The 26,436-nt window shown below is 52.6% G+C and carries 22 protein-coding genes, 1 tRNA gene and 2 pseudogenes; 10 read left to right on the top strand and 15 right to left on the bottom strand.

All coding sequences use genetic code 11. The features are described 5' to 3' along the window. The first annotated feature begins 8 nt into the window (after positions 1 to 8). The 8 genes and pseudogenes from livM (at position 9) to KGP21_RS18510 (ending at position 7,632) form a co-directional block, all read left to right on the top strand. Complete coding sequence (gene livM, locus KGP21_RS18545; RefSeq protein ID WP_223535972.1) at positions 9 to 1,295, top strand: high-affinity branched-chain amino acid ABC transporter permease LivM; 1,287 nt, start codon at positions 9 to 11, stop codon at positions 1,293 to 1,295. Next, positions 1,292 to 2,167 carry an ABC transporter ATP-binding protein gene (locus KGP21_RS18540; protein WP_209554763.1) on the top strand — a complete coding sequence of 292 codons (876 nt, stop codon included), beginning with the start codon at positions 1,292 to 1,294 and terminating at the stop codon, positions 2,165 to 2,167. The genes livM and KGP21_RS18540 overlap by 4 nt, the downstream gene beginning before the upstream one ends. Next, positions 2,164 to 2,880: an ABC transporter ATP-binding protein gene (locus KGP21_RS18535; RefSeq protein WP_223535970.1), complete on the top strand. Its 717-nt coding sequence runs from the start codon at positions 2,164 to 2,166 to the stop codon at positions 2,878 to 2,880. Before KGP21_RS18540 ends, KGP21_RS18535 begins: the two co-directional genes overlap by 4 nt. A 173-nt stretch (positions 2,881 to 3,053) precedes the next feature. After that, positions 3,054 to 4,241 carry a sugar transporter gene (locus KGP21_RS18530; RefSeq protein ID WP_021805810.1) on the top strand — a complete coding sequence of 396 codons (1,188 nt, stop codon included), beginning with the start codon at positions 3,054 to 3,056 and terminating at the stop codon, positions 4,239 to 4,241. Between the two features lie 257 nt (positions 4,242 to 4,498). After that, positions 4,499 to 4,860: pseudogene (locus KGP21_RS18525) on the top strand (type II toxin-antitoxin system RelE/ParE family toxin). Positions 4,861 to 4,863: 3 nt separating this feature from the next. Further along, on the top strand, positions 4,864 to 5,166 hold the full coding sequence (locus KGP21_RS18520) for a helix-turn-helix domain-containing protein (RefSeq protein WP_021180280.1): 303 nt from the start codon (positions 4,864 to 4,866) through the stop codon (positions 5,164 to 5,166). A gap of 143 nt (positions 5,167 to 5,309) precedes the next feature. Further along, complete coding sequence (locus KGP21_RS18515; protein WP_094982867.1) at positions 5,310 to 6,170, top strand: aldo/keto reductase family oxidoreductase; 861 nt, start codon at positions 5,310 to 5,312, stop codon at positions 6,168 to 6,170. A 259-nt stretch (positions 6,171 to 6,429) separates the two neighbouring features. After that, on the top strand, positions 6,430 to 7,632 hold the full coding sequence (locus KGP21_RS18510; RefSeq protein WP_223535967.1) for a Bcr/CflA family multidrug efflux MFS transporter: 1,203 nt from the start codon (positions 6,430 to 6,432) through the stop codon (positions 7,630 to 7,632). 72 nt (positions 7,633 to 7,704) lie between these two features. On the opposite strand, the gene KGP21_RS18505 is transcribed toward KGP21_RS18510, so the two are convergent. The 6 genes from KGP21_RS18505 to KGP21_RS18480 all read right to left on the bottom strand — a co-directional run bounded on the left by KGP21_RS18505 (position 7,705) and on the right by KGP21_RS18480 (position 14,951). Then, complete coding sequence (locus KGP21_RS18505; RefSeq protein ID WP_223535964.1) at positions 7,705 to 8,649, bottom strand: p-hydroxyphenylacetate 3-hydroxylase reductase component; 945 nt, start codon at positions 8,647 to 8,649, stop codon at positions 7,705 to 7,707. A gap of 20 nt (positions 8,650 to 8,669) precedes the next feature. Then, the gene (locus KGP21_RS18500) at positions 8,670 to 9,839 is read right to left on the bottom strand and encodes a p-hydroxyphenylacetate 3-hydroxylase oxygenase component (protein WP_223498022.1); all 1,170 of its coding nucleotides are present in this window, start codon (positions 9,837 to 9,839) and stop codon (positions 8,670 to 8,672) included. Between the two features lie 299 nt (positions 9,840 to 10,138). Then, entirely contained in the window at positions 10,139 to 11,386 is a 1,248-nt protein-coding gene (locus tag KGP21_RS18495; RefSeq protein WP_059201169.1) for an ATP-grasp domain-containing protein, read from the bottom strand. Between the two features lies 1 nt (position 11,387). Further along, entirely contained in the window at positions 11,388 to 12,761 is a 1,374-nt protein-coding gene (locus KGP21_RS18490) for an MFS transporter (protein WP_223535961.1), read from the bottom strand. 3 nt (positions 12,762 to 12,764) lie between these two features. Then, positions 12,765 to 13,889: an acetyl-CoA carboxylase biotin carboxylase subunit family protein gene (locus tag KGP21_RS18485; RefSeq protein WP_166732925.1), complete on the bottom strand. Its 1,125-nt coding sequence runs from the start codon at positions 13,887 to 13,889 to the stop codon at positions 12,765 to 12,767. A gap of 9 nt (positions 13,890 to 13,898) precedes the next feature. Further along, a complete protein-coding gene (locus KGP21_RS18480) occupies positions 13,899 to 14,951 on the bottom strand; it encodes an oxygenase (protein WP_071680973.1) in 1,053 nt (350 codons plus the stop codon). Positions 14,952 to 15,246: 295 nt separating this feature from the next. Here KGP21_RS18480 and KGP21_RS18475 point away from each other — a divergent pair, with 295 nt between their 5' ends. Beyond that, positions 15,247 to 15,879 (top strand): TetR/AcrR family transcriptional regulator, encoded by a 633-nt coding sequence (locus tag KGP21_RS18475; protein WP_059201165.1) that lies wholly within the window; start codon positions 15,247 to 15,249, stop codon positions 15,877 to 15,879. Positions 15,880 to 16,264: 385 nt separating this feature from the next. On the opposite strand, the pseudogene KGP21_RS18470 reads toward KGP21_RS18475, so the two are convergent. The 9 genes and pseudogenes from KGP21_RS18470 to KGP21_RS18430 form a co-directional block, all read right to left on the bottom strand. Further along, positions 16,265 to 16,540, bottom strand: a pseudogene (locus KGP21_RS18470) (IS3 family transposase); the annotation flags it as partial. Positions 16,541 to 16,647: 107 nt separating this feature from the next. Then, positions 16,648 to 16,723: transfer RNA gene (locus KGP21_RS18465), tRNA-Asn, on the bottom strand. Between the two features lie 285 nt (positions 16,724 to 17,008). Next, the gene (gene fbpC / locus KGP21_RS18460; protein ID WP_039995816.1) at positions 17,009 to 18,067 is read right to left on the bottom strand and encodes a ferric ABC transporter ATP-binding protein; all 1,059 of its coding nucleotides are present in this window, start codon (positions 18,065 to 18,067) and stop codon (positions 17,009 to 17,011) included. A 25-nt stretch (positions 18,068 to 18,092) separates the two neighbouring features. Next, entirely contained in the window at positions 18,093 to 20,171 is a 2,079-nt protein-coding gene (locus KGP21_RS18455; RefSeq protein ID WP_223535958.1) for an iron ABC transporter permease, read from the bottom strand. A 74-nt stretch (positions 20,172 to 20,245) separates the two neighbouring features. Then, positions 20,246 to 21,277 carry an ABC transporter substrate-binding protein gene (locus KGP21_RS18450; RefSeq protein WP_021180290.1) on the bottom strand — a complete coding sequence of 344 codons (1,032 nt, stop codon included), beginning with the start codon at positions 21,275 to 21,277 and terminating at the stop codon, positions 20,246 to 20,248. 144 nt (positions 21,278 to 21,421) lie between these two features. Next, positions 21,422 to 22,714 (bottom strand): MFS transporter family glucose-6-phosphate receptor UhpC, encoded by a 1,293-nt coding sequence (gene uhpC, locus KGP21_RS18445; protein WP_021805797.1) that lies wholly within the window; start codon positions 22,712 to 22,714, stop codon positions 21,422 to 21,424. 88 nt (positions 22,715 to 22,802) lie between these two features. After that, complete coding sequence (locus KGP21_RS18440) at positions 22,803 to 24,335, bottom strand: MASE1 domain-containing protein (RefSeq protein ID WP_223538538.1); 1,533 nt, start codon at positions 24,333 to 24,335, stop codon at positions 22,803 to 22,805. Between the two features lie 12 nt (positions 24,336 to 24,347). Next, positions 24,348 to 24,977, bottom strand: coding sequence for a response regulator transcription factor (locus KGP21_RS18435; protein WP_021805795.1), 630 nt, complete (start codon positions 24,975 to 24,977; stop codon positions 24,348 to 24,350). After that, positions 24,974 to 25,225, bottom strand: coding sequence for a hypothetical protein (locus tag KGP21_RS18430; protein ID WP_223535956.1), 252 nt, complete (start codon positions 25,223 to 25,225; stop codon positions 24,974 to 24,976). Before KGP21_RS18430 ends, KGP21_RS18435 begins: the two co-directional genes overlap by 4 nt. Positions 25,226 to 25,462: 237 nt before the next feature. Between KGP21_RS18430 and KGP21_RS18425 the strand changes: the two genes are divergently transcribed. Continuing rightward, complete coding sequence (locus tag KGP21_RS18425) at positions 25,463 to 26,398, top strand: autoinducer 2 ABC transporter substrate-binding protein (RefSeq protein ID WP_223538537.1); 936 nt, start codon at positions 25,463 to 25,465, stop codon at positions 26,396 to 26,398. Positions 26,399 to 26,436: the final 38 nt, after the last annotated feature.

Genomic DNA, 26,436 nt, shown 5'->3' with positions numbered 1-26,436 from the left:
GGGAAACTATGTCTCAATCCACAGTTCATCAAGGGCTGAGTATTAAACGCAGCCTGTTGGATGCCGTTCTCGCGGGCCTGATCGCGCTGATTGTGTTTGGCCCGATCGTCGGCATTGTGCTGGACGGCTACAGTTTCAACTTTGAGCCACACCGCCTGGTGGTGATTATCTCGGTAGTGATGGCGGGGCGGCTGTTACTCAGCCTGTTTTTGCAAACGCCGTTGGGGCGCAGGGTGTCGGCGCGTTTTGAAGGGGGCAATGACGGTGTTTATGTTCGGCCAGTCGGAGCCAGAACGAGCCTGCGTTGGATCCTGCCGTTACTGGTGGTGTTGGCATTGCTGTTCCCGTTTATGGCGACCAAATACCTGCTGACCGTGGCGATCCTCGGCCTGATTTATGTGTTGTTAGGGCTAGGATTGAACATTGTGGTGGGGCTGGCCGGGCTGCTCGATCTGGGTTACGTGGCGTTTTATGCCATTGGTGCCTACGGCCTGGCACTGGGCTATCAGTATCTTGGTCTGGGCTTCTGGGCGATGTTGCCGCTGGGGGCGTTGATGGCGGCGCTGGCCGGGGCCTTGCTGGGATTCCCAGTGCTGCGTATGCACGGTGACTATCTGGCGATTGTGACGCTAGGCTTTGGTGAGATCATCCGCCTGGTGCTGAATAACTGGGTGTCGTTGACCGGCGGGCCAAACGGCGTTTCGGTTCCTGCTCCGACCCTGTTCGGCCTGGAATTTGGCCGTCGGGCCAAGGAAGGGGGAGTACCGATCCACGAGTTTCTTGGTATTACCTACAACCCCAACCTGAAGTTTATCTTTATCTACGCCGTATTGTGTCTGGTGGTGTTGCTGGTGTTGTTCGTCAAACATCGGCTGACGAGGATGCCGATAGGGCGGGCGTGGGAAGCGTTACGGGAGGATGAAATTGCTTGCCGTTCGCTCGGGCTTAATCATGTGCTGGTCAAACTCTCGGCGTTTATGATGGGAGCTTCCACCGCGGGTATCGCCGGGGTGTTCTTTGCTACCTATCAAGGGTTCGTCAATCCAACGTCGTTTACCTTCTTTGAATCGGCGCTGATCCTGGCGATCGTGGTGCTGGGGGGAATGGGATCGACTATCGGTGTCGTGCTGGCTGCCTTTGTGCTGACGGTGGCCCCGGAACTGCTGCGCAGCTTTGCCGAATATCGAGTGTTGCTGTTTGGCGTACTGATGGTGTTGATGATGATCTGGCGGCCACGCGGCCTGGTGCGTATCAGCCGTAGCAGCTTTACGCCACGCAAGGGGGTTGCACCATGAGCGATGCCATTTTGCGCGTTGAACATTTGATGATGCACTTCGGCGGCATCAAAGCGCTGAACGATGTAAATCTCGAAGTGGAGCGTGGGTCGATCACCGCGTTGATCGGACCGAACGGCGCGGGGAAAACCACGGTGTTTAACTGCCTGACGGGTTTTTATCGTGCCAGCGGCGGGGCGATCCTGCTCAATACTCACAAACGACCCATCGATGTGATCCGTATCCTCGGGCAGAAATTCCGTGCAGGGGATTGGATTAACCCCGCGCAACTGGGGTCGCGCCTTTACTACAAAATGTTTGGTGGCACACATCTGGTGAACCGTGCCGGGCTTGCCCGCACCTTCCAGAATATCCGCCTGTTCCGTGAGATGTCGGTGGTGGAGAACCTGTTGGTGGCGCAACACCGTTTGAGTAACCGTAACCTGATTGCTGGCGTGTTCAATACGCCTGCCTATCGCCGGGCAGAAAATGAAGCACTGGACCGCGCATTTTACTGGCTGGAGGTGGTCGAGTTGGTGGACTGTGCCAACCGGCTGGCGGGGGAGATGTCCTACGGCCAGCAGCGGCGGCTGGAGATCGCCCGCGCGATGTGCACCACCCCGGAAATGATCTGTCTGGACGAACCCGCCGCCGGGTTAAACCCGGTGGAAACCGCCACCCTCAGTCGGATCATCCGCTTTCTGCGCCAGCATCATGATATTACGGTGCTGCTGATCGAACATGATATGGGCATGGTGATGGAGATTTCCGACCGGGTGATCGTGCTGGATCACGGCAATGTGATCGCCGAGGGAACACCGCAGGAGATCCAACACAATGACAGCGTGATCGCCGCTTATCTGGGCGCAGACGAAGAGGAGCTGACAGGATGAGCGAGGTGATGCTGGAATTTCGCGAGGTAGATGTCCATTACGGCCCGATCCAGGCGCTGCAACAGGTGTCATTGCAGGTCAGGCAAGGGGAAACCGTAGCGTTGATCGGGGCCAACGGGGCGGGGAAATCCACCTTGCTGATGTCAATCTTTGGCCAACCCTGCATCAGCGGTGGGCAGATCCTGTTTCAGGGGACAGATATCAGCCAGCGGTCGACGCATTTTGTGGCCAGTAGCGGCATCGCGCAGGCCCCAGAAGGGCGGCGGATTTTCCCCGACATGAGCGTAGAGGAAAATCTGCTGATGGGCACCATCACCCTTGGTAACCGCTATGCCGCTGAAGATATGCAACGTATGTATGAGCTGTTTCCGCGCCTGAAAGAGCGGCGTAACCAGCGGGCGATGACCATGTCCGGCGGTGAGCAGCAAATGTTGGCGATAGCCCGTGCGCTGATGAGCCGGCCAAAGTTGCTGTTGCTGGATGAGCCTAGCCTGGGGCTGGCACCGATCATCGTCAAACAGATCTTCAGCATTCTGCGCGAACTGGCCAACGGTGGCATGACAATTTTCCTGGTGGAGCAAAACGCCAATCATGCGCTGAAGCTGTCCGATCGGGGCTATGTCATGGTCAATGGGCAAATCCGCCTGAGCGGCAGCGGTGCCGAACTGCTGAGCAATCAGGAGGTGAGAAAGGCTTATCTGGGAGGCGCATAAAGGTAACCGCCCCGATGAGGGGCGCATTGAACATCCTCGATCCTAGGCGCGTCAAATATGGCGCTCCTACTGTTGAAAAAAACAGCACCACAAAAACGTGATCTAGGTCGCATTCTGGTTACGGGTTAGTTAAAATGGCGCCACTGCCAGCCCCTGTTCCGGAACACCTTACAATGGATGAAATCAGCACTTCCCGCTCGACCGCCTGGATGCGCGTGGTCGTCTTGGCCATTTCGGCATTTATCTTTAATACCACCGAATTTATCCCCGTCGGGTTATTGAGTGATATTGCCCAAAGCTTTGGGATGCAAACCGAGCAGGTGGGGCTGATCATCACGATTTATGCCTGGATCGTTGCCACGATGTCGCTGGTCTGTATGTTGCTGACCAGCAAGATTGAGCGGCGTAAGCTGCTGATCGGGGTATTTATCCTGTTTATTGCCAGCCATGTGCTCACCGCGGTGGCCTGGAACTTTACCACCTTGGTGATCTCGCGTGCCGGTGTGGCGCTGGCGCACTCGGTGTTCTGGTCGATCACCGCGTCATTGGCCATTCGTGTTGCACCCGCAGGCAAAAAGGCACAGGCGTTGAGTATGCTGGCGGGGGGAACCGCGCTGGCGATGGTGTTGGGTTTACCGTTAGGGCGAGTGGTGGGGCAGCTACTCGGTTGGCGTATGACGTTTATTGGCATTGCCGTGTGCGCCACCCTGGCGTTGGTGATGCTGTGGCGCTTGCTGCCGGTGCTGAAAAGCGAGCATTCCGGTTCACTGGCCAGCGTTCCCCTGTTGTTCAAACGCCCGGAGCTGGTCAGCCTGTATATGTTGACCATCATTGTGGTGACGGCGCACTTTACTGCCTACAGCTACATCGAGCCCTTTATCCAGACCGTGGCCGGGTTATCCGCCAACTTTACCACCTTGATGCTGTTACTGTTTGGTGCTGCGGGCATTGTCGGCAGCCTGCTATTCAGCCGCTACAGCGAACGTTTCCCGTCGGGTTTCTTCATGGGGGCAATTGGTCTGCTGGCCCTCAGCCTGTTATTGCTGTTGCCCGCCTCCGGTAATGAAACGACCTTGACGTTACTGTGTGTGGTCTGGGGCATGGCCATCATGGCGATTGGTCTTTCGATGCAGGCGAAGGTGCTCAGTCTGGCACCGGATGCGACCGATGTCTCGATGGCGATCTTCTCCGGCTTGTATAACTTTGGGATCGGCGGCGGGGCGTTGCTGGGCAACCAGGTCAGCCTGCATCTGGGAATGCCAAACATTGGCTTCGTCGGAGCGCCGTTGGCCCTGATCGCCCTCGGCTGGTGTATCTTGAGTTTCTATCGTAACGAACGCTTGCAGCACCATCGGGCTTAATCAACGCTCCCTTGATTGCCGGGCCCGGTAATCAAGGGCCCCCTAAGACCTATCTTCTCTTTACCTCCCATCTTGCCGCCATGTTTTGCTAGCAGATACGCAAAATATCAACGTGCATGCTTCACCTTCATCGAAATACCGGGATCGGCTTCCAGCTTCACCATTGTGGCCAATGCCTCGCGTTCCAAGCTCCGACATAATGCAATTTATAGGTTTACACCTATATAGTTTTTGACCTATATTGCCAAGGAGCACCTGTGTGGAAGATTAAAACAACGGATACGTTTGACGAGTGGTTCAGCCGGTTGGATGACACTGACAGAGCTTCGGTGCTGGCGTCACTCATGGTACTACGTGAAAAGGGTCCTCAGTTGCCCAGACCTTATGCCCACACGGTAAAGGGATCGCGCTACAGCAACATGAAGGAACTACGTGTGCAAAGCCGAGGCATACCGATAAGGGCCTTCTTTGCCTTTGATCCACGCCGTCGCGGTATTTTGCTTTGTGCTGGTAGCAAGGCAGCAAGGCCGGTAATGAGAAGCGTTTTTATGAGGTGATGATCCCGATTGCCGATCGGGAATTTACCCAATTTCTGAATACAGCAGAGAACAAGGAGTAGGCCATGGGCAGAACACTCGAACAAATCCTGGCGGAAGAAAAACCCGAGGTAGTGGCCAGCGCTGAGCGCATTGCGGCGGATACGCTGCTCAATATTCACCTGGCCGAACTACGTGAGCGGGTGCAGAAAACCCAGGTTGAAATGGCGCAGGCACTTGGCATCAAACAACCCACCGTGGCGGGCATGGAAAAACCAGGCCGCGATCTGAAGCTCTCCTCGCTCAAACGCTATATCGAGGCCGCAGGGGGCAAGCTGCGTCTGGATATAGAGCTGCCAGATGGTTCGCACTATGGGTTTGTTATTTAATCAACTGGCTCGATGATTCAACCCTAAATCAGTTGTGCATCGGTTTGAACGCTGTAGCTTGCCAGGCGACGGGTATATATTGTTTGCCTATCGTCGGTAATAGCAGCGTCTGAACTTTGCGCCATCTTATTAGGAGTTTGATTATGTCCAGCACTCATCTGTCAGGTACCTTTGCGCTCGGCACGCATACCGTCAAGCGGCTCGGCTATGGTGCCATGCAGCTCGCCGGTCCAGGTGTTTTTGGCCCACCGAAGGATCCTGAAACGGCCATCGCAGTTCTGCGTGAAGTGGTTGCCAGCGGGGTCAACCATATCGATACCAGCGATTTTTATGGCCCGCATTACACCAATCAAATTATTCGCCAGGCACTGCATCCTTATGCCGACGATCTGGTCATTGTCACCAAGATCGGCGCGCGCAGGGATGAGCAAGGCGCATGGTTGCCTGCATTTTCTCCGGCGGAGTTGACCCAGGCCGTGCATGACAACCTGCGTAATCTGGGGTTGGATGTGCTTGATGTGGTCAATCTGCGCTGCATGTTTGATGCACATGGTCCGGCAGAGGGGTCGCTTGAAGAGCCACTCTCCGTGTTAGCCGAGCTACAGCAGCAGGGGCTGGTCCGCCATATCGGGCTGAGCAATGTCACCTCGGCTCAGGTTGCGCAAGGGCAGAAGATTTGTGAGATTGTCTGCGTACAGAATAATTACAACCTGGTACATCGGGATGACGACGCACTGATCGACGAACTGGCTGGCAAGGGCATTGCCTATGTGCCGTTCTTCCCGCTGGGGGGATTCACGCCGTTGCAGTCTACGACGTTGTCGGAAGTTGCGCAGCAGGTGGGAGCCTCGCCTATGCAAGTGGCACTAGCCTGGTTGCTGCAGCGTTCACCCAACATTCTGCTGATCCCAGGGACATCCTCCTTGGCACATCTGAAAGAGAACCTTGCCGCAGCCCAACTCAAACTGCCGAGCGATGCTGTTGCGAAGTTGAATGCGATCTAAGGCAACGCGGCAACTATAACCTCTGCGGGAGCCCTGGGTTCCCGCTAAAAATACATCCTCCCAGCATTCTCAGCCCTCTGCGTTTCAACGCCAGTCCTGTTTTCTTTAATGTATTAATAAAATCCATTCTCGTCAGGAAAGACACAAATGTTGTCTTAAATGTGTCCATTTTATAAGATGATTGTTAATATATTAACGAATAATCACCAAGACTCACGCCCACAACCGCTGAGGCGTTATTGATGATAAAGGAGCCGCTATGCCACCTGCCTTTACTAACCGGCCGCCACGTTGGTTGATCCCGCTACTGGGATCGCTGGTGGCTTTTGGCCCACTGTCGATTGATATGTATCTACCTGCGTTACCTGCGATGGGGCAACAACTGCATGCCACACAGGGGCAGATGCAGCATTCATTGGGGGCATTCTTTGCCGGTTTTTGCATCGGCATGTTGCTGTACGGGCCACTTAGCGATCGGCTAGGCAGGCGAAAGCTGTTGCTGAGCGGCATGCTGCTGTTTGTGATTGCCAGCGTGCTCTGTACGCAGGTCACTCAGGTTGAGCAACTGGTGGTACTGCGGGCGTTACAGGCATTTGGTAGCGGGGCCGCTGTAGTGATGGCGCGCGCCATTGCCAGGGATGTTTATGCCTCGGATGAGCTGCCCCGAGTGTTATCGCTGATGACCCTGGTTACCATGATTGCACCGCTGCTGGCCCCGTTGTTAGGCGGTGCTTTGCTGACTATCTTCGACTGGCAAGCCATCTTCATGCTGTTGGCGGTGGTGGGTTGTATCAGTGGGTTATTGGTATTTTTGATACTGCCGGAGACGTTAAAGACCCCGCCAGGGCAGTCAGGCAGCATCCTGAAAGCGTTTCATAACTATTGCCTGTTGGCTCGGGACAGGGAAGCGATGGGCATTATTGCTACCCTGGCGTTTTCCTTCGCGGGCATGTTTGCCTTTATCAGCGGTTCTCCCTTTGTCTACATCAGCTACTTTCAGGTTCCCGCTGAGTATTACGGGCTGCTGTTTGGTTGCAACGTCATTGGCATGATCGCCGTGCTGCTGCTGAACGTGCGGATGCTGAAGGTCTACAGCCTGCCGCGCCTGTTGATGATACAAAGCAGTGCCCAGGTGGTGTTTGGGCTGTTGCTACTGATGTTCCATCAGCAAAGCCTGTCTATCCTGGTGATCCTGGTGGTGTTGTTTATGTCGCTGGTGAATGCCATTGGCACCAACAGCCTGTCGCTATTGTTGCAACAGCGTGGCCAACAGGCTGGGAGTGCCAGTGCCCTGGCGATCTCGTTGCAGTTTGGTATGGGGGCGTTGGCAAGCCTGGCCGTTTCCTGGTTGCAGGATGACACGCCGTTTGCCATGACGTTGGTGATGGCCGTTTGCGCGGTGCTAGGTTGGGTAGGGCAGAGGATGTCTGTAGCGCGAATAGGTTCACGGCTGCATGAATAGGTAGGATGCGGTGGTGAGGTTTTCATGCGCATTGCCGTTGCTGACAATGCGCATGAGGTTTACCGATTTAAGTCACTGACTATTAGCAATAATACCGCGCAACAGCTTCTTCAAAATGCCCACTTCGTCCGCTGTGAAGGCGGACAGGACCTGTTCTTGCTGTTTGGCAGCAATATCTCTCAGCACGCTGGCCTGGCGTTCGCCTGCCTCGGTCAAGTGATGGCCATTCTCGGTGCTGGATACCAAGCCTTTACGGTACAACGCCTCCTGCGCCTCTTCGATCTCTCTGGTTGGCATCGCCATTTCTGCCAGCAGGCAGGCCTTATCAAGGCAGGCGTCGCTGTCCAACACCAGCAGCATTCTGGCCTCGCTGGCCCGCAACCCGGTGGAGAGCTGCTTGGGCTGGTAGCTGCTTTGATAGCTGCGCAGCGCCTGGGTGAGCAAGTAGAAGACGTTGTTATTCAAGCGTTCCTGCCTGGCGCTGCCTACTGCATTCTGTGCAACGCGCTCCGCCACCTGCGGGTAAGGCAGCACCATGGAATAGGATCCCTGGTGATATACCAGTGGTGCGCGGCCCAGGTCGTCAAACGCCACCACTTTGCCAATCAGGATCCAGTGGTCACCGCCGTCAACCTGCTGATATTTCTCACACTGAAAGCGTGCGGCACAGTCGGCAAGCAAAGGCACGTCACCCGCGCCGACCTCCACCTCAATCCCGGCAAATTTATCCTCGCTGGGGCGGGCGAAACGATTGGATATATCCATCTGATCGGCGGCCAGCACGTTAATGGCGAAGTGGCTGGCTTGCTCAAAGATCGCGTAGCTGCCGGAGCGTTTATCAATGCTCCACAATACCAACGGCGGATCCAGTGATACCGAGTTAAAGCTGTTGGCTGTGACTCCCACGCGGGTGCCATCTGCGGTTGCTGCTGTCACTACCGTCACGCCGGTGGCGAAATTACCCAGCGCACGGCGAAATGCGCGGGGATCCAGGGCTGGTTCTGTGTGATGTGTCATTAAATAGGAACTCCTGCTCGTTACACCATCGTCGGATCGGGTTCTAACCCCATCAACTCGCGGCCTAATATCTGTGCGCAGACATCGTAATCGGTATAAGCGTGTGCCCCGGTCATGTGCGAGTCGCGGAACAGGCGCTGGATCTCATTGCTTTCCATCCAACTGGTTGCCCCTGCGGCGCTGAACAAGCGATCAACCGATTCGATGCACATTTTGACCGCGTAGGCCTGGTTAGTACGCCAGAACGTCAATGTCTGATGAGAGGGATATTGGTGCTTACGGCCGTGTTCGGCATGTTCTTGCCAGGTTTTTTCCAAAAAGGCGCGGGCGGCAGCAACCTGATGGGTGGACTCTGCCAGACGCATCAGCGCCGGGGTGGCCGTCCCCACGCTGGCTCCGGTATAGGCTCGTACGCGGTTTTGGGTTTTTTCTTTAAAGGCGACCAGCATACGCTCCGCAACGCCAAGGCTGATGGCGGCAAAACCGCAGGCGAAATAGGGGCGATAGGGCGAGTAGAAGATATTACTGTCCGGGTAGAGGCCGAAACCTGCAGAGCGCCCGTGCATCATATCCTGAGCGGCTTCAATGCGGTGGTTCGGCACGAAGGCATTTTTTATCACCAGCGTTTTGGAACCGCTGCCGCGCATGCCAACCGCAAACCAGTCATCACGAATTTCGTAATCGCTACGTGGGATCACGCCAAAGCTGTAGATCAACTCACCGTCGGCGTTTTTGCGGCGAAAGCCGACAATCGCCCATTCGGCATGGTCACAACCGCTGCTCCAGCCCATTTCACCGCTCAGATAGACACCGCCTTCGGCTTCCTCAATGCGGCCAAACGGGGCAATACTGCTGCTGGCGGTGGCGTCTGGATTATCTCCCCAGATCTCTTGTTGCAGTTTGGGGGAAAACATCGCTATCTGATGGCTGTGGGTGCATAGCAGGCTGAAAGCCCAGGCCGTTCCGCCACAGGCTCCGGCCAGCGCGGCGACACAGTCGGTGAATTCTGGCAGGGAGATTTCCAGGCCACCGAATTTTTTCGGTTGGAATACCCGGTGCATACCTATGCTTTTTAACAAACGGATATTCTCATCCGGTACTTTTCGTTCGCTTTCCGCCTGTGCGGCGTTGGCAGCGATAAGTGGCAGAATGGGCAGTAATTTTTCCAGCATCGGGTTGCTAGTTTTCATCAGTTGGTTCCCTCGGTAGGGGTGGGCGTGGGATGAGTATGGGGGAAGGGTATTTTAATGGAATGTAACATTCAGGTAAAAAATTGTACTTTTCATGTTAAATGTTGAGGGTGTGATCTGGAGGCGGGTTTGAGGGGCTGGGTGTGAGGCTCTTGGTTAGCCACCTGATATGCGCTGGTTGAGATTGCATAAATTTTCTGCTCTTTTTTGGGGCGATTAGAATGGTGTTAGTTGAATAATTAAAAAGAGAGGCAGTGCATGCCTTTTTATCTTAACTACCTCCCTAATTTGGCTGTTTTTTAGTCTTGTTTATACATGGCCCCTGTATTTTCTTCATGGCGTACTAAAAGGAGATCGGTTGCTAGTTGTTTACTGTCCCGATTAAAAAGAGATAGAGTACCTATCGCTGTCTTCAGATCTTTAGTCTTAGGAGTTATTCCTTCAGTAGGTAAATTGGATTTATAACTGACAAAAGAAGATAACGTTTCTAATCTCGACCAATAATCTTTGCGCAATTTACGGCCGGCCAAAGGAGAACGAAGTAATACATGCATCGCCTGACCATAAAATGAAAGGGGATGAGAGCATGAGGTCATAAAGTAATCAGGGGATAAGAGGGAGGTGACCACATCCTGGACATGATTACGGCCACATGCATAAGTGGTCAGACGGAGGTCAAGACTCCCATGTAAGCGACAGTTAAGCTCGACTAGTGCTGGGCCATTTTCAGTCAGAATAACCTCAAGATGTGAGGGGCCATTACGGACGCCAAGAGCATTTAAAACAGCTGTTGCATACTCCCGAATTACAGTGTATTTCGGCAAGGTGTGATCAACTGTTTCCATATTATCAAGAAACGGCGATGACCCATTGTCACGTTTGACAAGCCAAATACTGGTTAAGTAGTGTTTTCCATTTAACGATACGCTATCAAGAATATATTCCTTCCCAGCTAAGAAGCTTTGAATTAAAACAGTTGTATTTGGCTCTTCATAGTATGAAGACGAGTTCATTACCTTATTAAAGTACCGGTGTACTTCCTTAATAGAGCTACATTTAAAGACACCTTTTACTCCTGCGCTTTCAACAGGCTTTATAATAACAGGATACTGATTTCTGTTCCCGACCCAATTTAAGATGACTTGTATGTTATCTGATAATATCTGTTCTGGGGCTCGTAATCCTGCTTTTCTGACGGTTTCTATCATTTCAAACTTGTGCCGCCTAGCTAGATTTAACTCCGGCTCATTGACATATGTCAGATTCAACGCGTTGGCGATGGCTCCTGCCACTGCTAACGCTGAGTCCAAACCATGTAATACAGCTGAGATTTGCCATTTGGATAGACGCTCAAGGGTTTGCGTTATGTCGCCCTGATGGGTCAAACATGCCACGTAATCTTGCTGATTGATCATTGCTCCAAAGTGGCTGGCTATAACAGGATCGCTAAACAGATGGATGCAAGGAATGCCATAAGCTCGGAATAAAGGAGCATAACTTGCAGAAGTAGAAGCCCCATCGACAATAAGAATATTACTGATATTCATCTTAAACCCTCTTGATTTCAGACTCATAAAACATTGCATAGGTAAGGAGTGCTGTTATCAGCATGGTAAAGGCTGCAATAAGAAAGCCGGTGGCAGCTCCGACATTTACTGGGAAATGTACGCCGGAGACAAGAAGCCCAAGCAACGCTACGCCAATAGCACCACCGATTTGACGCATGGAGTTAATCGCTGCTGAGGCGGTTGCCGTCTTATCGGCAGGTGCTGCATGAATGAAAGCCGAAATAAGCGTGGGCAAGGCGATTCCGCCACCTATCGGCATAAGAAATAGGAAACATACAAAAGCAAGATAACTCGCATCGGTATACGTAAGAAAAGCCAGAATAGTGTAGGTCACAGAGGCAGTAACCAGTCCGGTCATGATGGTTAGGCGGGGGCCAAAGCGTTCAGACAAGTAACCGCTGGCAGTATTGGCCACAGCAATAATAGTGAAAGTCAGCAGAGCTAACCCTGTCATAACGGGTGAAAATTCGCGATAAACCTGAAAATAAATGGTTAATATAAAGATAGAACCATAAAATGAAAAATTCATGGTGGCGCCTAGAAGCAATCCCATTGAGAAAATGGGGGTTCGCAGTAAAGTTGGAGGTATAAAAGCATATTCATTATTTCTTAGGTGCCGAATTAACTGTGTCGCTGAAATGAAAAATAACATTATAAATGCAAGGTTAGAAAAGGAATATACGGATTTTTTTCCAAAATTGATAAGTAAAAACACCAGTGAAAAACTAGCTATAATAAAAATCACTATCCCTTTTGTATCGACTTTTTGGCGATGATGACATGGGGGTTCCTTGATAATATAAAGAGTAAAAATTAAACCAGCAAGACAGAACGGGATATTTATAAGAAAAAGTGCGTGCCAAGATAAATATTTTAATATAAGCCCTCCAATAAAAGGCCCTGCGGCACTAATAATGCCACCAATAGCACTCCACCATCCAATGGCTTTTGTACGGAGTACTGCATCGCCTTCGCTGACTGCAGAGAGCAATGCGAGTGATGAAGGAAGAATAAGGGCTGCACCTACCCCTTGTCCGATACGGCCAACAATCATAATATCAATTGAGGTAGCGGAAGCACAAATTAGCGATGCAAACAGGAAAATGACCATTCCAACGAGGTTGATTCTCCGACTGCCAAATCGATCGCTCAATCCGCCTGCTGCAAGCAGAAGGGCTGCAAAAACGATGACATACGCATCTGGGATCCACTGTAGCCCAGACATGTCAGCTTGGAATATTCTGGCAAAGGTCGGTAGGGCAACGTTGACGATAGTGACATCAAGCTGAACCACGATATAGCCAAGTGAAGTAACAAGAGCAGCTTGAAGAAGTGAAGGTCGATGTGCTTTCATTGCTCACTCCACCACAAGATAAACATAGGCTCGGCGCTCCCTTTCCGGAATGAACTGCGGTGCATATATCACTTTGATTTTAGAGTCCGTCAGTTGACTTGCTACAGGGACTTGCCATGATTCAGGATCACAACCAAGAAAAAACATTACTTGAGCAAATTTTTTTGGCTCACGTCGTCTAAAAATTTCAACGTGCTTCCCACTCAAGCGTTTTAATAGTGCATCCGCGATATCAAACATCCATGCATCTCGAATGATAGCGGTAATAAAGCTTCCGGCAATGCGCGGGTTAATTTCAATGATATATATCTGCTCTTCATTAATAATACAGTCTATATGTATAGGGCCCCACATCAGATTCAGTGAGGCTGTAATTTTCTCTGTCATGAGGATGAGTCTGTCAATCTGAGACTCTGTCAAATCAATATCAGAGCTGTAACCCCGTTCAATAAAGCGTGAGCCTGCACGCTTGTTTTTTTTCATAGTGCCAATAAAAACTCCATCAAATAGTTCAACACAATACTCCTGCCCTGCAACGAAGTGTTCAATCAGTACTGCGCCACCAGGGATAATTTCTGGCTGAGCCCTGTATTTAGCACTGAGGTGTTCAAGGTGGACTAAAGCTTCTTTCGTTGTCCGGCATAGACTGATCCCTTGGCTGGCCGAGCCTTCAACCGGTTTAATGACCACAGGATAACTTAAGGTCGCGATCAGGGATGCAGGTAGCTGTTCTGATAGAGAAACTCGAGTTGGAGAAGCTTGCTGAAAACCTAGGCGGCTAAGTGTCTCGCTCTGGTTAATTTTAGATACACAGTAAGCTACTGCTTTTTTATCAGGGCCGGGAACACCAAACCAATCGGCAACTTGAGCTGCAACTGTTGCATATAAGTCGTGTGCAGTTGTTATCAGTAATGCCGAGGTAAATACTACCAGGTTGTTTTTAATCCAATTTATAACATTCTCAGTGGAAATATTCAATGAGATAACCTGCACGGCGTTTTCAAAAGCGCCATTGAGATTATCATGTTCAGCCGTTAACACGGTGACGCTATAACCATAGCGAATCGCCAGCGACACAAGATATAAGCTGGTGCCAGTATTTCTAGCACCTATAATGACGAGTTGCATTTCAGCCTCTTATTCATCAGTACATTTTTGATCTGCGGTGAGCAATTTAGCGTTGTAAATCCTTTCGCCTTGGCAACTAAAATTGCGGAAAGGCCATAAATTTTTAGTGACGAAAATACGCTGAACCCAGCGATAGGCTCGGCCATTTTCATCATAATTGGCTGTGAATTGATCGCGAGAATGCAGCATGAAATTGTTGTTGATTATCACCATTGTACCAGGAGTAATATGAATGCCTTCAGCCACACTCCGGATAGTGATATGTAATTTCTCTAATGCTTCTTGAGCCCTGCTATTAACGGGTATAACCATATCTGGGTAAAATGCCACGGTTATCCTAGGCGCATTTATCGGTCCAGAAACGACAGGGACTAACTCTGTATTATCTCTGGGAGTAACCGTGGCCGATCTCCAGCGATGAGGGACTTTGATAATGAAAGATCTTTCTCGTAATACAGCAATATCATCTGCAGAAAGCTGCTTAAGCGCTTTGCGAGCATCAGAGATTCGAGTTAATGGTTTTGCTTGTGTATCTTCCCTCACCCCTAGAAGTATGAGTACGAAAGGGGAAGTATCACCTTCCTCCTGATAAACTTGTGCTGCATTTTCAATATGAAAGTCAAGTTCGACTGCGGAGCCTAATCCGGTATAATCAGACGCTTTTTCTTTATGTGGGGTCAGGTTATTGACCAATTCATATCCTTCATGAGCAATGGAGTAGGGTTCTCCTAAAATAGCGCCCATGCCAACTAAAATATTCTCTGTTACAGAACCACTTTTGAATAGTCTACCTGTTTCATTGTTGTGAGGGCTACCAGTAATAACGCTATCAACAGGAAGATTTGTAACTTTAATACCTGCATATTCTGGAAATGGCTTTTTGAGGTCTTCTAGGGCATCAGTTAAGTGTTCAGGCAGAATACTCCACATCAGTTTTCTTATAGCTTTAATATATTCTGAACTTCCTTCTGGCGAATAGGTTAGCCCTGCTATTTTATCGAGAATTACTGATTTTTCTTCGTGACTAAGTTCGATTAACTTCAGTGTTTTTTCCTTATTCATAGCGATCTCCATATGAAAACATTAATTAATCACAGCTAGAATTACATGCGGTTTTTATGCTGTGGAAGTATCAAAAAGGAATAAAAAAGAATAGATTGGTTGTTAAATTGAATAAGAGTGATTTGTGAAATTAAACATCTTTCCAATCATGATTGTAAAATTCAAGTAAAAACATGCGGTTATTTTAATTATATGATTACTTTCTTTTATTAATCATTAACCTCTTGACTTGTGGATTGATTAATCTACAATTCATGGTGGGCTTATATCACGATAAGAAAAAATAGTGGAAAATATGAAAAAAAATCTTGGTAGACCTCGAGAATTTCACCCGCAGGATTTTCTTGATGCTGCGCTTAGCGTGTTTTGGATGAAAGGTTTTCACGCCACATCAATGGCTGACTTAATGCAGGTATCGGGCTTGGCCAGCGCGAGCATCTACAAGCTATACCCGGATAAAAGGTCCATTTTTCTGGCTGCGTTAACGCAGTATATGGATGATGGTTTGCGGAGAATGGAAAAACGCGCAGGTGAGCAGGATCCTGAAAAAGCACTGAGAGAAACGCTGAATTACTGTGCTTTACTGTCTACCGGCGAAGATGGTACCCGGGGTTGCTTTACCATTGCTACGGCGAGTGAGTTGCTCCCAGATGACAAGGATATCTACGAAAAAGTCAGCTATATGTTCAGCGGAATTAAGAAAAACCTGTTGATCATAATCAAGCAGGGCCAAGAAAAAGGCATATTCAGGCTGGATGTCAAGGCCGAGATTATGGCTGAAAGCCTCTTCATAATGCTTGAAGGAATGCGTGTTTATGGCAAGGTCAAACCTGACTTTTCTGCCCTCAAACAGGCAAACGAATTCATTATGATGAGTGTATTAAAGATGGGGCAGACTAATAGCTCTGCTTTAGCAGGGGGCGGTTAATGTTTATGCCTGGGATGCTTGTACGCTTACGTAAACGACCTGCAATCATGGTCGTCAGTGGAACTACGTCTGATAAGGGGCTGGTGCATTGCTGTTGGTATTACCGGGGTGAGCGAAAACGGCAGACTTTTAGTGCAGAAGAGTTGACCGTTATTGAAGCCGGCTACAATCATCTGAGTTTTACTTGAATGCAATGACAAATGGTTTTTCTCGGTCGATAAATACGACTGGGGGATAGGGGCCGGGAATAGTAAGCTCGAATTCCATAAACAGAACAAAGCTATTACCCAGTCGGGCCCGTCAGAACGGTTTTATTTTGTGTATTTTCACTGTCTAGACAAGATGATAGCGTATTTTTTAATCACAGTGCGATCTGGGTGACCAGCTCAAGCTGTTCTTCAAGTTCCCTGATCCTTTGTTCAGGAGTTAAAGGGGCAGGCGGTTGGCTCATGGGCAACTCCCGGCTGGAGAGATGGGGAAGACCTGGGGCCCAGTTAAGATGGCCATGCTTGCGCAACCAGGTCAGAACGGTCGAACGTCCCCGAATACCATAGCGCAGTTGAGCCTGTTTGTAGGTCATTTCGCCTTTATCAACCTGCTCAACAACAGCAATTTTAAAAGACAAAGGATAGTCACGTTGTGTACGTTTAAACTCGGCCATTATCACGTTCTCCGGATTTAAGTCGAAAACGTGTCAACGCTATTCAGGACGGGTCACTGAAAAGCAAAAAGCCCGCTTAAGTTTCCTTACGCGGGCTTCTCTAAATATGGCTCCTCTGACTGGACTCGAACCAGTGACATACGGATTAACAGTCCGCCGTTCTACCGACTGAACTACAGAGGAATCGTGTGAACGGGCGGAATCATAACGGGGTGCAGGGGGGAAGTCAAAGGGGATTACGCATTCTGCGTTTGTTTGCTTACAGAATGCGCAACCCGTTGAGCTTTTGGCAGATTTACCCCATAGATGCCCGCGTTAAGTTCAACCGATAGTGATAATGCCCGACGGCGGCGAGAAACAGAGCGAGATCACATCAGTGCCGTAAATGCGGTGATATCGAGACGGGAGTAGGGAATGGACATCGAAAAAATCCCCGCCCGGAACCACGAGCGGGGAGTAAATTCATGCTTACTCGTCGGCGAGGACAAACATGCCGAACGGATGGATTTGCAGGAAATAGCTGTCGCCCGGTTCGGGCTGCAACTGCGTAGCGTTTACCTGCAGCAGCAGCGACTGATCGTGCCAGTTCACCAGCACTTCATACTGCGGCCCCATATAAGCTACCTTACTGATGGTGCAACGCTGGCTCGGTTCCCCATGTTGGCTGAGGGTAATCGCTTCTGGGCGCACGCCCACGGTACATTGCTGCAAACCAGCAGCAAAGCCTTGTGGGCGTGGCACCGCGTAGCCAAAGATCTCTACGCCGCTGCTGGTCACCTTGGCCGGGAAGATGTTGGCATCCCCCATAAATCCGGCCATAAAGCGCGAGGCCGGGTAGCGGTACAGCGTTTGCGGTGCGCCAATCTGCATGATTTCCCCTTTGTTCATCACCAGCACGGTGTCGGAAACCGCAAAGGCTTCACTCTGATCGTGGGTGACATAGAGTGAGGTGATGTTGAACTGCTGCTGCAATTCGCGGATCTTTTCACGCATGCTGCGGCGCAGGTTGGCATCCAGGTTACTCAGCGGTTCATCGAACAGCAGCACCTTGGGTTTGAGGATCAGCGCACGTGCCAGGGCGACGCGTTGCTGCTGGCCGCCGGAGATCTGATCGACATAGCGCTCTTCAAAACCCTCCAGATCGACCAGCATCAGGGCTTCACGTACCCGATCGCGGATCTCTGCCTTGGGCCTTCCGAGCATTTTCAGGCCATAGCCGATGTTATCCCCCAGCGACATATGAGGGAACAGCGCGTAGGACTGGAACACCATACAGATGTCCCGCTGCTGAATGGAGCGATCGGTCACGTCCTCGCCGTCGATAAAGATCTGCCCGCCACTGGGTTTCTCCAGCCCGGCGACCAGGCGCAGGACCGTAGTTTTACCGCAGCCGGAAGGGCCAAGCAGCGTCACCATATCCCCACGTGGGATCGCCAGGCTCAGGTTTTCAATCACGGTATTGTTGCCAAACCGCTTGGCGACGTTCTTCAGTTCAACAAAGTGTTTCTTATCTTGAATGTCAGACATGTTGTTCATCCTTCTCCGCCGGGTATCAGGCCGCATTCCGGGCTTTGGAACGCGCGACCCGCGCTTCGCCAACCAGGGCATCAAACAGGAAAATAATCGCCAGCATCACTACGATCAGGATCGATCCGTAGGCAATGGCTACGCCATACTCGCCGTCCTCGACCCGGTTAAGGATGTAGGACGTTGCGACGCGCGTATCTGGCGTCACCAGGAAAACAATGGCGCTCACGGTGGTCATGGCACGGACAAAGCTGTAGACCAACGCCGAAAGGATCGCCGGGCGCAGCAAGGGCAGCAGGATATACACTATGGTGCGTAGCGAACCGGCACGCAGGCTGAGGGAGGCCTCATCCAGCGACTTGTCCAACTGCCCCAAACCGGCGATACCCGCGCGGATCCCCACCGGCACGTTGCGCATCACCATCGAAATGATCACGATGGCTGCCGTTCCGGTCAGGTAAACCGGCGCGCTGTTGAACGCCAGAATGTAGGAAACACCGGCCACGGTGCCTGGCACCGCGAAGCACAGCATGGTGCTGAACTCGATCACTTTTTTACCCTGGAATTGCTGGCGTACCACGATGTAGGCAATCAGCAGGCCGAAGATGGCAGTGATCGGTGCGGCAATCCCGGCATACAGCAAGGTATCGAGCAGGGAAGGCCACGCGCCGTCGCTGAAGCCTTGGCCGAACAGTTTGCTGAAGTTGTCCAGCGTCAGCGTGTAGTCCACGCCCCAGTTAACGGTGAAGCTGCCGTAGAAAATGCTGCCGTACAGCAAGATGTTGAAGGCGATCCAGACATACAGCATCAGCGAGACGCCCCACACCAGCGTCACCGGCAGCGGCTGAACGTCGCCGTGGTTGGATTTGCCGGAAATGGTCACGTAGGAACGTTTGCCGATCCACATGTATTGCACGCAGAACACCAGCAGCGAGAACATCAGCAGCACCACGCCTAGCGTACTGGCTGCCTGATAATCAAGCTGCGCACCGGTAATGTAGAAGTAGATCTGCGTGGCCAATACGTCGAAGTTGCCGCCGAGAACCAAGGGGTTACTGAAGTCCGCCAACGATTGAACAATGACGATCAGGAACGAGTTGGCCAATGCCGGTTTCAGCAGCGGCATAAACACCTGGGTAAAGGTCTGGAAGCGGTTGGCGCGCAACGTGTAGGACGCCTCTTCCAGCGACGGATGGATGGTCTTGATAGCCCCATCGAGGATCATGAATGACATGGGCGTAAAGGCCAGCACCTGAGCCAACCAGATCCCGGTAAAGCCGTAGAGCCAGTTGGTGTTGGTCAGGCCGAACCAGGTCACCATCAGCTCGGTGATGTAGCCGGAGCGGCCCATCATCAGGGTGACGCCTAAACCAACCACAAATGGCGGTGTGACGATTGGCAGGATCGAGAAGATACGGCCAATCACCGCCGAGCGGCGGGCGATACGTGTGGTATAAATCGCCAGCACCATGCCAAAGAAGGTACAGCCAATCCCGACGGCGACGGAGAGCAGGAAGGAGTTCCAGATCACCTGCAGGATATGCGCCTGCCCGAGCGTTTGCATAAATGCCAACGGGGCGAAGGCACCGGCCTCATCGGTGAACATCGGGATAAAGATGGCGATGCTGGGATAAATGATAAACAGCACGATCAGGGCGATCACCGCCACCAGCGAACCGAGTACAAAGCGATCGCCACCCAGCCATTCCAGCCTTGAGAGGGCAAGGGTGATCACTGCGCCCATTGCTATCAGCAGCGGCAAGGTAGCGAACCCCATCCCAGTACCGGTCGCGGCGGCGCTGATAAATACCAATAGCCCGCAGGCCAGAGCATAGCCAGCATCAAACAGGTGGCGGTTGCGTTGCTTGCGGCCATTGGCAATCTGCGGGCGTACAACCAGCAGCAACGGGGCGGCAAACCACAGCATGGCCAAGCCTGCATGTGACCATCCGTAGGCCGCCAGCAGTTCTTCGTTGGTCGCCTCAAGCAGCCCGTAGTCCAGGCTGTAGGAAGGCAGTAGGGCGAAACCTGCCAGCGCCAGCAGCAACCAGTAGAAAATGGGATCCCGCCCCTGCGCCGTGCGCAAGGTGATGGTTTCAGACATGATATTCCCCGGAATAAACGAAAATGAAGCGGGCATAGTCAGCAGTCACTACGCCCGATAGATGCAGGATGGGATCAGTGGCCCATCTTCACGTCGTTAACCCATTTGGTGATCAGCTTTTTACGCATGTCGGAAGCGCCGTAGGTATCCATGTCGTAATCGATCAGTTTCAGTTGATCCAGCTTCAGCGAGTTAGGAGAAGTCTCTGCCGTGGTGTTGGTCAGGATCTGGTAAGACTGCCCTTTCTTCCAGGAAAGCTCCTGGGCTTCTTTAGACAACGCCCAATCCACGAACAGCTTGGCGTTTTCCATATTGCGGGCGTTTTTCAGGATGCTGATACCGCCGATTTCATAGCCAGAACCTTCGCATGGGGAAACCAGCGTCAGAGGTGCGCCTTTTTCTTTTTCCAGCGAATAGTCGTGCAGGAAGCCAATGCCGATCGTGGTTTCACCACGCGCGGCGTTGCGGGCCGGGGCGATGCCGGACTTGGTGTACTGCGAGATATTGCCGTTCAGTTGTTTCAGGTAATCAAAGGCGGCCTCTTCGCCCCACAACTGCGCAAAGGTGGCCAGCGCGGTGTAGGCCGTGCCGGAACTTTGTGGATCGGCGATCTGGATTTCCCCTTTGTAGATCGGGTTGGTCAGGTCCTTCCAGCACTTGGGTTCAGGCAGGTTTTTCTCTTTCAGGCGATCGGTGTTGACGCCGAAACCGAGAATACCGATATACACCGCAGAGGAGTAGTTGCCTTTACGTTTGGCCGGATCGCGGAACTGCGGCATGATTTGCTCCAGGTTCGGCGAGGCGTAAGCCTCCAGTAAATCCATTTCGCCGGCTTGCGATTGAGGATCCAGCGTGCCGCCGTACCAGACGTCAGCCTGTGGGTTTTTCTTCTCCGCGTCTACCTTGGCCAAGGTGCTGCCAGAGCCGTTGCGGATAAAGCTGGTCTTGACGTCGTATTTTTCCCCGAAGGCTTTGGCTTCTTCCTCGCACATGGCGTTGGTGGCGCTGCAATAGATCACCAGACGGCCTTTGGCCTGCACGGTTCCGGCCAGGGCTGTCAGCGCCAGCGTGGTGGCCAGCAGGGTGTTGAGAGGTGTCAATTTCATGGTGTTGTCCTTTTTGTTGTTGTCTTTGTAGGGTAAAGCAAACCATTTTCCCCTCACCCCAACCCTCTCCCACAGGGAGAGGGAGCTGATCCGGTGTTGCTATTGGGTGCGAGGATTAATCCATTAACCGTATAAAAATTACGTCTATTGTTGCCGTATCTGCCCGGCCATCAGCAGCGGCATCAACAGCAGGCCGACGCAGGTGGCTGCCAGCGCCAGCAGGGCAAAAAAGCCATACCAGCCGTAATGCTGCAATACCTGCGCCAGCGGCCAACCGGCCAGCGCGGCACCCAGGTAGGCGAACAGGCCAAGAAACCCGGTCACGGTCCCGGCCGCGTCCTTGTGGCAGTGCTCCGTGGCGGCCAGCCCGATCAGCATCTGCGGCCCAAACACAAAAAAGCCGAGGCCGAAAAAGCAGGCCGAAAGCAGCCCGTAATGGTGCAGCGGGGCCAGCCATAGGGCGGTCGTCGTTAGAAATAGCCCGATGGAGAACAGCAGGATCATCGGTGCTCGCAGGCCGCGAAACAGCAGATCCGATCCCCACCCGGCAAACAGTGCGCCAAACAGCCCACCCAGTTCAAACAGTGACAACGTGGCGTTGGCCTTCATCAGGTTGACGCCGTGGCTCTCCGCCAGCCAGATGTTGCCCCAATCGTTCAGCGCAATGCGTATCAGGTACACCAGGATGTAGGACACGCCCAGCAACCAGATGGTTGGGTTGCGCAAAATGGTGTCAAACAACATCCGCCGCATCGGCATCGCCGGGCTTTGCTGCTCTTGCCACAGCTCCAGCGGATCGCGCCGCCAGTGGCCTACGCTGGGTAATCCTTGCTGCTGCGGTTTACCGCACAGTTGCCAGCACAACCACAGCCCAATCAGCATCCCGATGGCTCCCGGCAGCAACAGCGCAGCCTGCCAACCGTAGTGTGAAGCCATAAATCCGGACAGCAACGGCACGGCCGCACCGCCCAGGCTGATCGAAGTATTCCAGGTGCCCCACCAGAAGCCTCGCTCGTTGCGCGAATACCAACTGGTGAGCATCTTGGCGCAGGGCGGCCAGCCCCAGCCCTGAAAGAAACCGTTTAACGTCCAGACCACCAGCAACGCCGTCAGCGAATGGCAAAAGGCGAACACGATGTTCAGCACGCCGGTGATAAACAGCCCGACACCCATAAACCAGCGCGCCTGGCTGCGATCGCTGACAATGCCGGAGACAAACTTCGAGCCGCCGTAGGCCAGGTAAAACAGCGTACCCAGCAGGCCGATATCCCCTTTGTCCAACCCCAGTTCGAGCTGCATCACCGGCATGGCATAGCTGACGCTCTTGCGTGTCAGATAAAAGGCGCCGTAGCCGACGATCATCGAAAACATCAGGCGTGGTCGCCAGTAGCGGTAGCGAGCGCTGATTTGTTCCGCGGTTAACGTGGCCGATGTCATGAGTTCCTCCGGACAGTGAGAGCAGTGTAGGGTGTTGAAAACAGGATTGGATGAGACAAGGTTTTAGGCACCTAAGACTTAGTCCTAGTCAGACGGAGTTTTTGTTCAGTTTTGTGGGCAGGTTAACAATTATGCGCGTGCCATTACGCCGATGGAGCCGCCAATCGCCCCCCAATGCGCGCACTCGCTCTTCGATACCGCGCAGGCCAAAGCCGCTGGTGGGTTGCAACGGCATGCCCTGGCCGTTGTCACGGACTTCCAGGGTGATCGTCTGGTGGGTTTGCGTCAGGCTTAAATGCACATGGCTGGCGCAGGCGTGTTTGCTGATGTTATTGAGCAGCTCCTGTGCCACACGGTAGAGGGTAAATACCAGGGTTTCATCATCTGGCGTGGCTGGCAGGCGGTAATCCAGCTGGAAGCTGATCCCCTGTTCGGCAAAGGAAAACTCATCGGCCAGGTGATGAAGGGCTTTGTCCAGCGCCATCTCTTCCAACACCGGTGGGCGCAATTGCCGTAGCAGGGTGCGGGTGGTGTGGTGGATGCGTTGCGATAGCGAATCGATCTGCTCCGCGGCCAGGCGGGTGGCCGGGGCGGTGGCGCTGCGGTTGACCAACATTGCCTGGATCTGAATGGCGGTAATATTCTGGCCGATCTCGTCATGCAACTCGCGAGCGATGGCCTTGCGCACCTCTTCTTCGGTACCTATCAGCCGCTCCATCAGGTGTCTTTTGGCCGCTAATTCCTGCTCCAACTGTTGGCGATAGCGCTGTAGCTTTTGCGCCAATTGCTGCTGACGGCTGATGGCAATCCCCAGCCCAATCCCCAACAGCGCCTGGGTAGAAAGGAATAGCTCCAACTCTTGCAGACCCTGAAACGCGCCACCAGCCTGGCGGGTGAGGGTGATCATCACGCTGCCAAACAGCGCCGCCAGGACGCCCCCTTGCCAGCCAAAGCGATAAGCCATAAACACGTTGGGCAGAAAGATAAAGATCAGCAGCAGCCGCTCCATCTGCGGGGCGATCGCCAGTTGCACGCAAATCCCCATGGTGAGAAACAGTGAACACCACAGCAGAAGAGAGGTGCGTAGCTGTGGTGTCGAGGGGCGCGGAACGGGCATCGACGTCACCAGTTGCTGGCGCAGGTAGGTATAAATCAGATAGACGAAAGGCACCAGCAGTACGCCGCCGGTAAAGCTGGTCAGCAAGGTTTGACTGATACTGGATGGCAGCCAGACCCCCGCCAGTAACCCGCACAGCAGCGAATTGGCCGCGATGGCCGCCAGCAATAGCGACAGCCGTTGCCAATACAGGTGATAGCGATACCACAGCCGCTGAGTGCCCCAGGCCGGTAGCAGGCTTAACAACGGTAGCAGTAGCACCGAGCGATCGCTCAGCAATTGCTGGTCATGCAGCCATAGCAGCGTAGCGGCTTCCGCCAGTAATAGCGTGAGCCAGTAACGTCGGGGTAACAGGATCAGCAGCGCTAGCCGTAGCCCTTGGGGAAACAGCAGCACGGCCTGCTGGCCGTCATGGCTCAGATGCAGGCTAATGGTCCACAGGGCTAGCCAACTGAGGGCAAAAAACAGCGCCAGAAACAGCGAAAGCGCCAGGCGGCGCACCATTGGCGGCACCGGCTAACTCCCGGCAAGCAGTTGATGTTGCAGCGCGAAATGCACCAGTTCTACGGTGGTGTCGCAATGCAGTTTGCCGAGGATGTTGGCGCGGTGCACCTGCACGGTCTTATGGCTTAAGGTCAACTGTTGGGCGATGGTTTTGACACTCAGGCCGTTGACCAGCAGATCGAAGATCTCTTTCTCGCGCGGGGTGAGTACCTGCAATTCTTTCGGTGGCTGCGGAGTATGGCGCAGCGCTCGCAAGGCATCCGCGCACAGGTAAAGCCCACCGCTGCTGACGGCGCGAACCGCCTGCACCAGTTCATGGGGGCCGCAGCGTTTGGTGAGATAACCACCGGCCCCGGCATCGATAGCGCTTTGCACGAAGGCATTGGTGTCATAGATGCTGAGGATGATGGCGCGAAAGGTGGGGCGCTGTTGGCGTAAACGCTGGAGCAGGCTGAGGCCGCTTTCATCCGGCATGGCGATATCCAGCACCGCTACGTCGATCGGATCGCGCAGCAAGTGCGGCCATGCCTGTGCCGCCGAGTCGAACTGGCCGACGATACGGATATCCTCTTCCAACGACAGTAACTGGGCAAACCCGGAACGAACCACCACGTGGTCGTCTATCAGCGCAACGTTAATCATAAGCCTGTAACAAAGTGTGAGATTTTCCGCATCATGCGCAGGAAAACTCTGGCTGGCAACTGTTGCGCTGCAAAATGGAAGGGAGTTAACAGATTGGCATTAAAATGGCCTGCCGCATCGACCCAGAGTATCCCTGTCACCAGCGCTGTTATTGCCTTCCTGACGGTTATTTTTACGCATTTCGCCTCGTTTATCCCCTCAGGATCATGACCCCCGTCGCAAACCGGGAAGGTTGCAGGTTTGTCCATATAAATAGCATTCAAAGATATGGGGGAAATCGCTATCGAGGCTGTAGAGTCCCTCTACGGGAATGTTGTGCAGATGTAAAATCGGCATCCCGGGAAACCGTCACTAACAATAAAATATAAATAATACCAATGAGTTACCTCGCTATTTGGCGATTATGCCTCAACCTACATTAGATCCGGGAGTGTTAGATGAAAAAATTGAGTGTGAAAACGTTATTGGCGGCTAGCCTGTTCAGCATGCTGGTGGGCTCGGGCGGTGCATTGGCGCAAGAAGTGGAAGTCGTCAATATTTCGAAAATCGCGGGAATGCCCTGGTTCAACCGTATGGGTGAAGGTGTGGAACGTGCCGGTAAAGAACTGGGTATCAAAGCCTATCAAGTCGGCCCATCCAGTACCGATGCTCCACAACAGGTTAAAATTATTGAAGATTTAATCGCCAAGAAAGTCAGTGCCATCAGTATCGTGCCGAACGATGCCGATGTATTGGAGCCCGTCTTCAAGAAAGCGCGTGACGCCGGTATCGTGGTATTAACCAACGAATCACCAGGGCAGCCTAGCGCTAACTGGGATATTGAAATCATTGATAACGCCAAATTTGCCGCCGACAACGTGGAAGAAATGGCAAAAGCGATGGGCGGCAAGGGTGGGTATGTCATTTATGTCGGCAGCCTGACCGTGCCACAGCATAACCTGTGGGCAGATTTGTTTGTTAAGTACCAGAAAGCGCATTATCCGGAAATGTTTGAAGTGACTAGCCGTATGCCCGTCGCCGAGAGCATTGATGACTCACGCCGCACCACACTGGATCTGATGAAAGCGCATAGCGACCTGAAAGGGATTGTGGCCTTCGGTTCACAAGGCCCAATTGGTGCAGGCCGTGCAGTGAAAGAGAAGCGGGCGAAAAACAAGGTCCACGTATTCGGCATGATGATCCCCTCTCAGGCAGCCTCGCTGATTAAAAGTGGTGATATCGCCATGGGTGTCACTTATGACCCAGGTTCTGCTGGATATGCATTGACCGCCGTTGCTGACAAAGTGCTTAAAGGTGAGAAGATCGAAACAGGCATGGAGATCCCTGGGGTGGGTAAAGCGGAAGTTGATCAGGATAAACACCTGATTCAGTTCCACAATGTACTGCGAGTTACCAAAGATAACGTGGATTCCCTGTATTAATTCCCCCGCATGACCGCAGAGCCGGATGCCTTGTCCGG

The sequence above is a fragment of the Serratia sp. JSRIV004 genome (assembly GCF_019968705.1).
Taxonomy (GTDB): domain Bacteria; phylum Pseudomonadota; class Gammaproteobacteria; order Enterobacterales; family Enterobacteriaceae; genus Chania; species Chania fonticola_B.
This window is presented reverse-complemented; position numbering and strand designations above follow the sequence as displayed.